This window comes from Chitinophaga sp., assembly GCF_035538455.1.
GTDB lineage: Bacteria > Bacteroidota > Bacteroidia > Chitinophagales > Chitinophagaceae > Chitinophaga.
This window is the reverse complement of the sequence record NZ_DATLKJ010000210.1, coordinates 63,047-76,599: the sequence shown is the minus strand read 5'-3', so window position 1 is coordinate 76,599 and position 13,553 is coordinate 63,047. Positions and strand designations below refer to the sequence as shown.

General features: G+C 48.6%; 8 protein-coding genes. 5 read left to right on the top strand and 3 right to left on the bottom strand.

Going from position 1 to position 13,553, the window contains the following annotated elements:
• Positions 1–215: 215 nt before the first annotated feature.
• The 3 genes from scpB to VM802_RS24925 form a co-directional block, all read right to left on the bottom strand.
• Complete coding sequence (gene scpB / locus VM802_RS24935; RefSeq protein ID WP_325535777.1) at positions 216–1,316, bottom strand: SMC-Scp complex subunit ScpB; 1,101 nt, start codon at positions 1,314–1,316, stop codon at positions 216–218.
• Between the two features lie 123 nt (positions 1,317–1,439).
• A complete protein-coding gene (atpG, locus tag VM802_RS24930; RefSeq protein ID WP_325535774.1) occupies positions 1,440–2,324 on the bottom strand; it encodes an ATP synthase F1 subunit gamma in 885 nt (294 codons plus the stop codon).
• A 167-nt stretch (positions 2,325–2,491) separates the two neighbouring features.
• The gene (locus VM802_RS24925; protein WP_325535772.1) at positions 2,492–3,073 is read right to left on the bottom strand and encodes a DJ-1/PfpI family protein; all 582 of its coding nucleotides are present in this window, start codon (positions 3,071–3,073) and stop codon (positions 2,492–2,494) included.
• A gap of 554 nt (positions 3,074–3,627) precedes the next feature.
• On the opposite strand from VM802_RS24925, the gene VM802_RS24920 reads away from it, so the two are divergent.
• From VM802_RS24920 to VM802_RS24900, 5 genes are read left to right on the top strand one after another with little or no spacing between them, the layout of a single operon-like run.
• Positions 3,628–6,606, top strand: coding sequence for a SusC/RagA family TonB-linked outer membrane protein (locus VM802_RS24920; RefSeq protein WP_325535770.1), 2,979 nt, complete (start codon positions 3,628–3,630; stop codon positions 6,604–6,606).
• A 4-nt stretch (positions 6,607–6,610) separates the two neighbouring features.
• Positions 6,611–8,092 carry a RagB/SusD family nutrient uptake outer membrane protein gene (locus VM802_RS24915; protein WP_325535768.1) on the top strand — a complete coding sequence of 494 codons (1,482 nt, stop codon included), beginning with the start codon at positions 6,611–6,613 and terminating at the stop codon, positions 8,090–8,092.
• Positions 8,093–8,103: 11 nt separating this feature from the next.
• Positions 8,104–9,246, top strand: coding sequence for a carbohydrate-binding protein (locus VM802_RS24910; RefSeq protein ID WP_325535766.1), 1,143 nt, complete (start codon positions 8,104–8,106; stop codon positions 9,244–9,246).
• A 38-nt stretch (positions 9,247–9,284) separates the two neighbouring features.
• Positions 9,285–10,295 (top strand): DUF5007 domain-containing protein, encoded by a 1,011-nt coding sequence (locus VM802_RS24905; protein ID WP_325535764.1) that lies wholly within the window; start codon positions 9,285–9,287, stop codon positions 10,293–10,295.
• Positions 10,296–10,326: 31 nt separating this feature from the next.
• Positions 10,327–13,542 carry a SusC/RagA family TonB-linked outer membrane protein gene (locus VM802_RS24900; protein ID WP_325535762.1) on the top strand — a complete coding sequence of 1,072 codons (3,216 nt, stop codon included), beginning with the start codon at positions 10,327–10,329 and terminating at the stop codon, positions 13,540–13,542.
• Positions 13,543–13,553 lie beyond the last annotated feature (11 nt).

The window sequence follows — 13,553 nt, the reverse complement described above, 5'->3', positions numbered from 1 at the left end:
GCCGAAAATACAAAAACTCCAATACCTTAGCGAATATTGGGAAGATATTCTTTTATTAATTTTTTCAGGCCATCGAAAAACTCAATCAGACTCATTGGTAGGTTTCCATACCTTCCTAACTCCCATGGGCCTCAAACTGACTCAAAAAAGGGTCATCCCTCAAAAAGAGATTGACCCATTATAATTGCATCGTAAACGTCTAATTCGCTTCTACATCAGGATTTGGTAGTATCATCGTCTTTTTCATCAGCATCTTCATCACTCTCATCATCAGCGCCATCTTCTTCATCATCAGCATCGTCTCTATTATTCTCCCCCTCTTCATCATCTCTCTCATTTACACCATTTTCTTCGTCCTCTCCATCTTCATCGTCGTTCTCCTCCTCGTCTTCTTCATCATCTTCTTCCTCGTCTTCGTCATCACCACCTTCTTCTTCATCCTCTTCACCTCCATCCTCATCTTCCTCGCCATTCTCCTCCACCTCATTTTCTATATTACTATCCTCTTCTCCAGACCTCTCACTATCTTCTATTTCTTCAACATTATTATCACTTTCCTCATTTGCTCCACTGTTATCATCCGGTTCTACGCTTTCATCTTCAGAAGCGGGCAGCTCTTCAGCATTCTCCTGCATGATGGTATCCAGCTCATGATCAGGGTCCAGTAGTTCGCCGCTTTCAGATACCATCAGGCTGTGATGGGCACTGGCTGCTTCCTCACCGGTAGCGGCAGTTTCGTCTTTGATAAGGGTAGGTTGTACCATTTCTTCATCGAAGAGTTCCCTCAGTTTGGGCAGGTCTGCGGTGGTGTTGATCCCGAAATAATCCATGAAGGAACGTGAAACGGAATAGAGCAGGGGCTTTCCGGGCAGGTCTTCACTACGGCCGGAAATCACGATCAGTTCTTTCTCCAGCAGTTTCTGGATGGAATAATCCGTGCTTACGCCACGTATATATTCAATCTCCCCTTTGGAAATAGGCTGCCGGTAGGCAATGATCGCCAGTGTTTCCAGGGCGGCAGTAGACAGGCGTTTCAGGAATTTATCGCCGTTCAGCTGAGCCACTGTCTGGTAGTATTCCTTTTTAGTCATGAACTGGTAGCCACCGCCACTGCTGCGTACCTCGAAGGCATAAAATTCTGAGCTATACTTTTCGCGGATGGCGTCGATAGCAGCTTCCACCTGGTCCAGTGTGGCACGGTCTTCCAGGAAGGCCAGTGCATTATTGAGTAAATCCAGTATGTCCATCACAGGCAATGGCCTGTCGGCTGCAAAAATGAGTGCTTCCACGTGAGGGATCAGCTGTGATATTTCCATATAATAACAGAAGATGGATTTACAAAAAAAAGGTCAAAGACCGAAAATACAGTCTTTGACCCTAATCTGAAAATATAAAATATTCAGTGTTGACTTAGTGTGAATAAGTTCCCGGGATCAGGCTTAACCCGCCAGTGCTGCGGCGCCGCTCACGATTTCGGTCAGCTCTGTAGTAATCGCTGCCTGACGTGCACGGTTGTAAGAGATCTTCAGGGAACGCAACATTTCTGTCGCATTTTCAGTAGCCTTATCCATAGCAGTCATACGGGCGCCATGCTCAGAAGCATGTGTGTCCAGAACTGCCTTGAAGAACTGCGTATTCAGGATCTTCGGCATCAGCTCAGCTATCAGTACGTCTTTCTCCGGCTCATAGATGAAATCCGCTTTCAGCCCTTTACCCTCTGTAGCCTCTACTTTCGCGATAGGGAGGAACTGTTCAGTTACGTATTTCTGGGTAGCTGCGTTTTTAAATTCACTGTAAACAATCTCCACAGCATCATAAGTACCATCGATAAAGCCGTTCAGCGCTATGGAAGCAGCTTCTTTCACATGCTCGAAGGTCAGGTTGGCAAACATCTGCCAGAATTTGTCATTCACTTTATAACCATTCTGCAGGAAGTGCTCATAACCTTTCTTACCGATAGGGAGGATTTGCACATTGCCTTTCGCAAACTGCTCCGCGTATTTCTCACGGATCACTCGCTTGGTGGTTTTGATCAGGTTGGAATTGAAAGCGCCACAAAGACCTCTGTCGGAAGTCACTACCACAATCAGCACCCTTTCAACTGCACGTTGCGCTGCCAGCGGCGTATCAATATTGCCTTCGCTGTTGGAAACAATATTCTGCAACATTTCCTGGAGTTTCAAGGCGTACGGGCGCATCTGAATAATAGCATCCTGTGCACGTCTTAATTTAGCAGCACTCACCATTTTCATGGCTTTTGTGATCTGCTGGCCAGATTGAATAGATTTGATTCGGTTACGAACTTCTTTAAGCTGTCCGGACATATGTGAAAATCAATTTCAAATTATATGATCAATGCTGAATCACAGAATATCATCCCATAATTCGGCTGCAAAGGTAAGCAATGACAGTATAATTTGAAAATCTGTAGAAAGATAATTTATATATCCTTTATTAGCATAATAATCAATTAATTACAGATATATAAAAATCATGGCTCAATAGTAGTACCCAGCACCTGCAGAAAGGCCGCAATCCACTGCGGATGCGCTGGCCACGCCGGAGCTGTCACCAGCTTACCGTCTACCACCGCCTCATACACATTCACTCCCACATATGTCCCCCCTGCCGCAGTCACCTCAGGTCCCACTGCTGGATAAGCCGTCAGCTTCCTCCCACGAACCACATCTGCAGCCGTCAGGATCTGAATACCATGGCACACCGCAGCCACTGGCTTATTCTCCGCAAAGAAATGCCTCACCAGCTCCAGCACATTCTTATTAAGACGCAGATACTCAGGTGCACGGCCACCCGCAATCACCAGCGCATCATAATCAGCGCCCGCCGCATCTGAAAAGCTGGCATTGAGCACAAACCCATGCCCCGGTTTCTCACTATAAGTCTGGTCGCCCTCAAAATCATGAATCGCCGTTTTGATTTTATCACCGGCCACCTTATCCGGACATACAGCATGTACTTCATGTCCTATCATCTGCAACATCTGGAACGGAACCATCGTCTCATAATCTTCTGCAAAATCTCCCGTAAGTAATAAGATTTTCTTCTTTGCCATAATGTAATAGTATTAGTAGTGTCTTTAAGTGAAGAATAAAAATATGGTATCTGTAATTTAAGGAAAAGCTGCAAGCTTTTCCTTGATTAATCAAAGGAGAACCGCCGAATACAGCAGCTTTGAAAAATAAATGTTGAAAAACTATGAAAAATCGGTTTAGCTCTTTACATTTGGTTAAGTAGCATTTTTTTGAAAAACTAAGTCAATCAAAATCAGAGATAGTTCCCTGATATGCACCTGTAGCCCCGATGAAGAAGCAATGTGCCCTGCATATCAGCACAGTGAGTACTGAAGAACCGTATTGTAAATTTCACGTTAATCAATTTTTTTCCCATGACCAGACCTGGAACCAATCCGCATACCTGATCCGTGTGCCAGCTTTGCTGCCCGCTATGTATCTAATCGCTGAAATAGCCCGCAGTTAACACTTTACGGGGAGTCAAATTAAACCTGGAAAGGTAACAGTATCCTTTTGCCCCCCGCTATCCGAACAAACACTTCATCGGCGCAGGCTATTCCTGCGCCCGGAATTTTCATGCCTAAAAAAAGTGCGTATGAAAAAGATTTACTATTGGCTGCTTACCATCGCATCATTCCCTGCCTTTACCCCTGTATATGCACAGGGCGTACTCTTCAAAAGCAGGGACACCACCAGCACCCCGGTCGACTCTGCCGCATTGCGCAGGATAACCGTAAAAGCCCGGGACTCTTCAGGCATCATTCCCAACAATGAGCTATTCCTGCTAAAAACAGTACCAGCAGCCATATCATCGCCGGATATGTCCTCGCTGAGAATGATGCCCTACACCAGCATCGACCAGATGCTCACTGGCCGTGTAACGGGAGTGGATATACGAACGCCCACCGCAGAACCGGGAAAACGCAACAGCATCTTTATCCGCGGCACCTCCTCCCTGCTGTTAAAGAACAGTGATCTCTTCTACCTGCAGCCTACCTATGTTGTAGATGGTATCCCGCTCATAGCAGATCACGCTTTTGCATACGACATACAGCGATTCGATTTCAACAGATTGGGCACAGAAACCAACCTGTCGTCGTTTATCAACGTCAATGATATTGAAAGCATAGAAGTGCTGAAAGATTTTGCCGCCAGCGCAAAATACGGCCCCATGGCTGCTAACGGCATTATCAATATCACCACCAAAGGCCCGCGGGTAGGCCAGATGAAGGTATCCGTAAATGCTTATGCCGGCATATCCTTACGGCCCGCTGCCGATGCTGTGAATGGCAAATATGAAAGCGACTTCCGTCTGCCTTTCTACCGGCGCTATGCCAACGAAACACAATGGCGCAACTTCCCACGTTACCTCGCCGACTCCTCGCAACCACGCTACTTTGGCCCCGCCAACTGGGACGATCTCTTTTACCGCAATGCCTTCACAGAAGGCATACAAGCCTCCGTCAGCGGAGGCTCCCCATTTGCCAGCTTCCGCTTCAGCATCGGGCAATCGTCCCAACAGGGCGTAGCAGATAAAACAGGACTGCAACGCTATAATGTAAACTTCGGTATCAACATTGTACCTATACGCAATCTTGTCTTCTCCACCTACATCGGTGTGGCCACGCTGAATCGTAAACGCAATGAATTTCTGCGCGACAGAGCCGGCGATGAAGATTATCTCTTCAACTACGAAACGCCGCTGTCGCCCAACAAGGAATTCCTGCAACAATACTACACCGATCTCACCAATGGCATCAACAAAAACAGAAACAACTCCGCACGCATCATTGCCAATGCACAATACAGCTTCCTCTCACACTTCACCTGGAACACACGCTTCGCCATTGATTACGGCCAGAACTTCCGGGACTACTTCGTACCCACCGCCCTGAGCGAAGGCAACAGCTTCGTGTCCAACTTCGATGGACTCAGCAAACGGCTGGTGCTCGACAACTCACTGCGATTCCAGCAGACCTTTGCACAGCATCATCACCTCGATGTAGTGATAGGCCAATACAGCCAGTGGGATAAATGGCGCTATGATTATGGCAGGGCCTATAAAGGGAAAAGTGATTATATCAAAATATACCAGCCCGGCAATGATGACAACAAACAAGGGCGCTTCACCAACCTGCGGCTGATGTTTAACGCCAAAGACTATACGCAGTCCAATCTCGCCTCCTTCTATCTGAACGCCGGCTACAACTATCAACAGAAATATTTCCTGACGCTTTATGTAAGAAGAGACGGAACTTCCTATCTGCCGGCAAATCAGCGCTGGCTGATGTCTCCGACAGTGTCTGCCGCCTGGAAAATCTCCGGCGAGAAATTCCTGCAGTCCTCCTGGCTCAGTAACCTGAATCTCAGAGCCAGCTGGGGTCGCGTAGGGCGGCTCCTGATGGACGAACTGTACAAAGGCGGTCCTATATACAACGTGGATGCTGGCTGGACAGGCACGCCCAATATGTCTACCTACAACGCCTTCCCCGCTATCAATGCCGCATTTGGAACCGGCTACGTAGCGCCAGGCACTACCTGGCCATATGTAGAACAACTGAACGGAGGCCTGGACGTAGCTTTCCTGCATGACCGCATCCGCGCGTCCCTGGACATCTACAGCAAAACAGATCGCAATCTCGTATTGAAGGTACCTACACAGGAAGAGGAAGGTTATACCGGCGTCATTAAAAACGGTATGGCGATACGAAATTATGGTTATGAATTTTCTGTTGAAGCAGATGTAATACGCAACCGGAAATTCACCTGGACCACTGCCCTTAACGTCTACACCAATCAGAATAAATTGCTGTCATTGCCTGACGGGCTTACTGACCTCGTCATAGATCATCACCGTTTCCTCGTTGGAAAGCCAACAGACCGCTACTGGCTGCTGATCAATGAAGGTATCTACCAGTCAGACAACGATGTCCCCGTTAATCCCGCTACCGGTAAAAGAATGTCTTACCAGGGCCTCCCGCTGAAGAAAGGCGATCCGGAATGGAAAGATCTCGATGGCAACTACGACATCAACGATAAGGACCGTATCCTTACCGGCAGGATGTCACCCGCTGCCACGGGAGGCTTCAGCAATACCTTCCGCTACCGCGATATAGAGTTGAGTTTTCTCCTGAATTATTCCTTTGGCCGTAAAGTGATCAATGAAGTCCTGGCCAATCGTTTTGATTTTGCCAACCGCGAAGGGGTGGACGATCCAAAAGGTATTAAGGAAATCACCTACTGGGAAAAGGTTCCGGGCGACTACAGCAAAATTCCGCTATACAACCCCTGGAGCGCCGTATATGCCTACCAGCCCGACCAGACACTGTTCCTGGAAGATGCTTCTTTCATTAAGCTGCGCGCCGTAACACTCGCCTGGCACCTGCATTCCGCCTGGATGAAACGCTCAGGAATCGAATACCTCCGCATTTACGCTACCGGCAATAATCTCCTCACCTGGACACGATACAAAGGCGGCGATCCTGAAGCTGTCAGCTATTTCGGATATGATGAAGGATACTACAACTGGGCTGCCCCCCGCACATTCACCGTGGGCTTCAACTTTCAATTCTGATCTTATGAAAAAGATATTCAATGCTATAATACTATTGCTGGCAGTGGGTTTCATCTCCTGCAAAAAAATGCTGGACATCCCCTCGCACCGCGCACTCACCGAAGATAATATGTGGCAGAATAAAAACGATGCCCGCGCCGGCCTCGATGCCTGTTATGCGCTGCTGCGCGCCGCCATGGCCAATGAAAATGCACACTGGGTATACGGCGACCTCCGCGGACGCGATTTCCAGGTAACGCGCCGCGGCGATTTACAAGCTGCTGCCGAAAGCAACCTGAACGCCAGTTTCAGCACAATGGCCGAGTGGCGCGACTGGCGCCGGTTCTATGCCGCCATCGCACAATGTAATCTCACAATCAACAAACTCCCGGAAGTCGTAAAACGCGATTACCGCTATTCCCCAAACGATATGCGGTTGGATCTCGCACAGGCACAGTACCTCCGGGCCTTCCTCTACTATTACATGGTAAGGATATGGGGCGATGTCCCACTGGTAACAACTACCGCCGACGGATCTGCGAAAAAAATACCGCGGGAAAACCAGCAGAAAGTACTCGACTATGCCGCTGCGGAAGCATATACCTCCATTGAAGGACTGCCATGGAAATATAATGGCCAATCCCCCGAACAACAGGGCGACTACCGCGGCCAGGGGGAAAGTCATCACAAATCCATCTTTGCCACCAAAGGCATGGCATACACACTGCTCGCACATATCTACGCATGGAAAGAGAACTACGCCAAAGCGCTGGAATATGCAGACATCGTGATCAACAGCCAATCCCAGACCGGCTACAATCTCTCCACCGTCGATGATCTCACAAGACTGAACGGCGGCTTCCGTGGTCGTACCGATTACAACATCTTCCAGATAGACATGAACTTCGATCACGCGGAAATATCCACCACCGGCCAGCTGGAAGACTGGACGCTCAGGGAGCCCTACATTCCCAAGCGGGAATCTGAGATCTACGTATCAAAAGACTCAATCCTCAACATCTATGGTGAAGCCCATGACCAACGCCCGCAGTATTTCTTCACAAAGATGGAAGAAGCATTCCCCATGTTCTACAAGATGAAACAGATCAATAACGATGTAAAGAACCCCACACTGAAGCTGTATTCATCGTGCATCATCGTCTTTCGCTATGAAGAACTATACCTGTTGCGCGCAGAATGTCGTGCCAGGCTTGGAATGGACAATGCCGTAGATGATCTCAACACCGTTCGTAACAGGCGCTCATTGAAAAATGTAAACGGCGCACTGGTAAAGGGGAATGCCCTGCTCGATGCTATCCTGCTGGAACGCAGGCGGGAACTGATCGGGGAAGGATGGTACTGGTATGATCTCGTTCATTTCAAAAAGGTACCGCAATACACCCGGCTTACTGCTGCCGATGTAAGCAATGGCGCTGTTTACTGGCCGCTGTCGCAAGAAGCATTGTCCAACAATCCGGCGCTTGTTCAAAATAATTTCTGGAAATAATTCTATCCGCCATGAAAAAATTTCTCTTACTCCTGCTCATCATATCATACTGGGGATGCGAAAAAGGAATGGATGATTACAGGAATGCAAAACCCGCATCTGAAGTACCCGTAAGCACCTACGACTTCCTGAAGCAACAGGGAGATCTGTATGATACGCTGGTATTGCTGATAGACAGGACGAAGCTGACAGATACGCTGAAGAATCAAACAGTCACTTTCTTCGTACCACAAGACATCAGCATTGCCACTGCCCTGTATAACCTCAACTTCACACGCAGCAAACTCGGATACAAAGGCAACTGGACACTGGATAGCGTGCCGCTGAAAGTGTGGGACAGCCTGTTGCGCCGGTACATCGTGCGGGGCGTTGTCAACGCAGACTCGCTCCGTTATGCCGATGGCACTGATCTCATCTCCCTTTACGGCCATGCCATGAATGGAAAAACCTCCGGCACCAACGCGTCCGGCGCCGTTAACGGTGGTACGCAACTGGTGCTCTACAGCGATAAAAATGACTCACGTTTCTCTAAAGATTGGTCCGTAGCCACCACACAAAATGTGGACGTAAAAACAAAGAACGGCATGATGCACATCCTCGAAAGCAAACATGTATTCGGGTTCACTTCCTTTGTAGGCAAAGCATTCCCGGAATCACTGGAACCTTTGCAGGGGCCATTCCTGGGCTACCCCATCCCCATCCCGGGTATTGTGGAAGCACCGGATTATGATGAAGGAGGTGAAGGCATCGCTTATCATGATAACGACAAAGGCAATACCGGCGGACAATACCGCAATGAAGATGTGGATATGGAAAACTGTTCGGAAGGCAATACCGACGGAGGAAGTCCGGGAGGCCGGTACAATGTAGGCTGGACAAGAGGGTCAGAGTGGCTGCGCTATACCGTAGACATCGCAGAAGCGGGTGATTACAAAGTAGAAATAAGAGTAGCCGGACCCGGTGGCGGTATCGTTCACCTGCTGATCGATGAGGTAGATATGAGCGGCCCCATAACGTTCCCGGACACCGGAGGTTGGCAAAACTGGCAAGGCGTATTCGCTAATGTGAAACTCCCGGCAGGCAAACATTACCTGAAGTTCTTCATCGAGAAAAGCAACTTCAATCTCCACCGGTACATCTTCAAAAAAATCTAAACAGTATTACCATGTCATCAAAAATATTTCCCTTATACATGTTAATCTTTCTCTCTGCGCTAACCACTGGCTGTTACAAGGAGATGCTGCCCAAAGAGAAAGATTACTTCAGCGACAATGTCAGCTTCAACAAAGATCAATACCAGGTAAACATTGGTCGCACCAACGTTGCCATCGGCAACTTTAATCCTGATTATTCCACACAACCGCTCGACTTCACTATCGAAAATCCACAGCGTGCAGACGGCAGTCCCGCACCGGAACTGTTTACTGCGGTACCTGCCTGGCAATGGCAGAAGTATTACAGCGGAAACGAAAAAAGCATAGACGAGATCAATGCTAAACGTATCCGGGAGAACCGCCCCGCACTAGACATCCGCCCGCACTCCGGCGATGTGGTCTTCTGGAATACCGATTCCTCCAGCATAAAACCAGGGATATACACTTTTGATATAAGAGTGAAAAATAAAGGAGGAGAGAAACTCTTTCAGAAAAGAAAGCTGGACATAAGAAGACCCAGGCCCTATGAACCTTATGAATTCAACGACCAGACAGGTATTCGCAAGGAAGAAAAAGACGGTGGCATCATACATCCCGGCGTGTCCGGGTTAAATGATGCACTGAATAACGAGATCAAGTCTGACGCTGTAAATGTATACTTCCGCAAAACAGGCTCACAGAAAAATACCATCACCTTTAAATTCTTCGATAAGGATTCATTACCAATAAAACTATCCCTGTTCAACACCATGCAATGGGACAGCCTGTACTACAACAGCAAGATCATTGATGGCCGCATACTGTTTGCATTTAACCGGACGATGGCAACAGACAGCTCACAGGTTTCCTTTGACATCCCCAATCCCTTCCCGGTGCTGGCCGATGTGGGCAGCAGCGACGAACGCGCGTCCATTTCGTTCACCTATGACCGCGTGTCATTCGGCTTCCGCAAGAAAGCAGCTGTATCGCTGACGTTCGGAATCTTTGAACAGGGTAGCTGGGACATCATATTCAAATTTAAAACCACCCCCAAATTCACGAACGACTAACCCTTATTCTGCAACCTAAAAATGTGGTGCCATGATAAAACGGTACATACTGACACTGATAACACTACTTCTCACAGTTGGTTATCTGTCTGCGCAAAATATCTCCATTAAGGGGCGGGTTACAGATGCCGCCACCCGCGAGGGCCTGCCCGGAGTAACGATCATAGATACACGAAATAACAAAGGCCTCGGGCTTACTGATCCGCAGGGCCATTTCACGATTAATATCGCCGCCGGCACAACGGTGCAATTCAGGTATATAGGCTATCGTACTGAAACCGTGAAGGCAGATAAAGCAGTGATGAATATAACGCTGACTGCCGAGAACAAATCCCTGAAAGAGGCCGTGATCGTGGGTTACCAAAAACGTACAAAAGAAACAGTTTCCGGTTCTGTATCAGTCATTTCAGGGAAAGACCTCCAGGATGTTCCGGTATCCAGCGTGCAGGAACTGTTACAGGGAAAGGTAGCCGGGCTGAATATTCAGAACAATACCGGCGCACCGGGTTTCCGCGGCACAATGTCCATCAGGGGCATATCTCAGCTGAATGTAAGCGGCAGCGGCGATCAGGCATATCTGGCCACCAACAATCCCCTGCTGGTAATTGATAACGTACCCGTGGACTTTGACGGCGGCATATCTCAATCCATGTTGCAACCTGGCGCTGCAACCGGCCCACTGGCACTGATTCCACCGGAAGACATTCAGTCCATCGAGATCATGAAGGATGCGCAGGCAACAGCACTCTATGGGTCCAGAGGCGCCAACGGCGTAATCGTCGTAACAACCAAACGCGGTAACTCCCCCACCCCTTTGATCGACATCAACAGCAGCGTGTTTGTCAACTTGCCCCCAAAACTGAGACCCACCTGGGGCGGTAACCTCGAGCGCTGGTATCGTATCAATTCTATTCTCGAAAACAGCCGTGATATACAGGATGCCCGCAACAAACTGGCAGCCGCACAGTTCCTTACAGACAGCCTTAACAGTTTCTACAATAACTCCACCGACTGGCAGGGACTATTCTATCAAACAACTACGAACACCAATAACAACGTGCAGATCAGCGGCGGTAACATGAAAATGAACTACAAAGCCAACTTCGCTTACCAGATGAATCAGGGTGTATTGAAAAACACCGGCTTCAATAAATATAGCCTCAACATGCAGCTGAATATGCAACCTAACAGGCGGTTGCGTATCGGTGCACAGTTATTCGGTGCGCTGGGGCAGAAGCAACGTGGCAATGGCGGAGGACTTACCGGCAACGGCGCCGGCGATGCCTTCTCCTCATCCCTGCTGCCTGGCCCTTCCAGATTCGTAGGCAATCCCAAACTCGACGGATATTCCAATAACATAGATGATAACAATACAGTGAACATCCGTGGCTTTCTGGATGTAGATTATGAAGTGATCAACAACCTGCGCATCAACTCCACCACTTCATATGACTACTACACAGATACCCGCGACCGGTTCAGCCAGTCCTTCGCCAACAACAATCAAACCGGCCTCTATGGCTTTGTAGGGCGGCACGACGAATTGAACACACGCAACGGCGTAAACTACAATTACAGCAGCAATCGCCTGGATATTGAGAAAGGGCATAACGTATATGCCAGCGTATTCAGCGAAATAAATATCAAAACAGACAATCAGCATGTCCGGGATGTAAGGAATGGCCCCAACGATTTCTACTGGGGGCCGCGCGGCTATTCTCCACGCTTCTATCCCGGCAACCCCTGGAATGATGCCAATGGTGTCAATGTCAACGGAACACCGGTTTCCTTTCTGTACCACGCAGCGTCATGGGCCGGATTCCTCTCTTATAACTATCGTACCAAATACAGTCTGGACCTTGCATACCGCCTGGACGGAAATTCGTCGGCAGGTATCAACAACCCATATACGAAAAATCCGTCCATTGGCTTTCGCTGGAACTTCTCGAAAGAGAATTTCTTCCGTAAACTCAACTGGATAGACTACGGTTCTATTCGTGTAACCTATGGCGTTAATAGCCGCCCTACTGCTACCATTCTCAATTCACTCGGCGTATATAATGCCTACCGTAATTATAACAACAGCGCAGCTATTACACCTAATTTCAACGTCATGGCAAATCCCGGCATGGAACCGGAGAAATCATCACAGTTCAACTTCGGCGTGGATCTGGGTGCTTTACATGGCAGACTGGAAATCATTTACGACACTTATTTCAAGCGCAACTACAACATTGTGCGTGATCTCTTCCTCCCCGATGCAACAGGTTTCGGTAAAGTACAGATGAATGGTGGTGCTCTCGTAAACTACGGGCATGAAATATCCATCACCGGCCGCCCCGTAGTACACCTGAATCCCAGAGGCTTCCAGTGGACCGTGAGCGTAAACGCAGCGCTTAATCAGGGCCTCTTAACAGAGTTGCCCGGCGGCAAACAGTTCTATCTCCAGATCGATAACAACACCTATCAATCCACAGCACTGAAAGTAGGCCGCAATCCGCTGAGCAACTTCCTGTATGAGAACCAGGGCGTATACAGAACAACTGACGACGTACCTGTAGATCCCATAAGGGGCGTACGTTACAAAGCATTCCTCGGAAGCGGCATCCAGTACTTCCAGGCCGGAGATCCCATCTGGCGCGATCTCAACGGCGATTACAACCTGGGCGCTGCCGATTACGTAATCATGGGTAACCCCGATCCACTGGTGACAGGTGGCTTCAACAACACATTCAGTTATCAGAATATCTCACTCAGTGTATATTGTTCTTATCTCATCAAACGCAGTATCATGAACAACGCAATAGCTGCCAGAATATGGCGTTTGCAGTATCCTGACAAACTCTCCAGCGATGGTACTGCCGCCGGTCCCGTTAACATCTACGATCTGAGCCTGATCAATTTCTGGAAGAAGCCTGGTGACGTTGCCACACATCCTGCTGATGTAGGCTCATTCTATCATGACGCCCTCGTAGCACCCAACCGCCTCGACCAGAGCCTCTATATGGAAGACGGTTCTTACTTCAAGATCAACCAGATCACGCTGGCATATGCCTTCCGTGACCTTGGGTTCATGAAAAAGATGAAACTACGGCTACTGCGCGCTTATCTCACAGCCTATAACGTGGCGATGCTGACACGCTATTCTGGACCTAATCCTGAAACCGTCACTTCACTTGGCAGGGACGATATTAACGGCTATCCTGCCGCCCGCAGTTTCACATTTGGTATCGGTGCTCAATTCTAATGACGCTTAAA

Coding starts and splice junctions, on each gene's coding strand:
- scpB (WP_325535777.1), bottom strand. CDS start 1,316: ATGGAAATATCACAGCTGATCCCTCACGTGGAAGCACTCATTTTTGCA.
- VM802_RS24910 (WP_325535766.1), top strand. CDS start 8,104: ATGAAAAAATTTCTCTTACTCCTGCTCATCATATCATACTGGGGATGC.
- VM802_RS24915 (WP_325535768.1), top strand. CDS start 6,611: ATGAAAAAGATATTCAATGCTATAATACTATTGCTGGCAGTGGGTTTC.
- VM802_RS24920 (WP_325535770.1), top strand. CDS start 3,628: ATGAAAAAGATTTACTATTGGCTGCTTACCATCGCATCATTCCCTGCC.
- VM802_RS24905 (WP_325535764.1), top strand. CDS start 9,285: ATGTTAATCTTTCTCTCTGCGCTAACCACTGGCTGTTACAAGGAGATG.
- VM802_RS24925 (WP_325535772.1), bottom strand. CDS start 3,073: ATGGCAAAGAAGAAAATCTTATTACTTACGGGAGATTTTGCAGAAGAT.
- VM802_RS24900 (WP_325535762.1), top strand. CDS start 10,327: ATGATAAAACGGTACATACTGACACTGATAACACTACTTCTCACAGTT.
- atpG (WP_325535774.1), bottom strand. CDS start 2,324: ATGTCCGGACAGCTTAAAGAAGTTCGTAACCGAATCAAATCTATTCAA.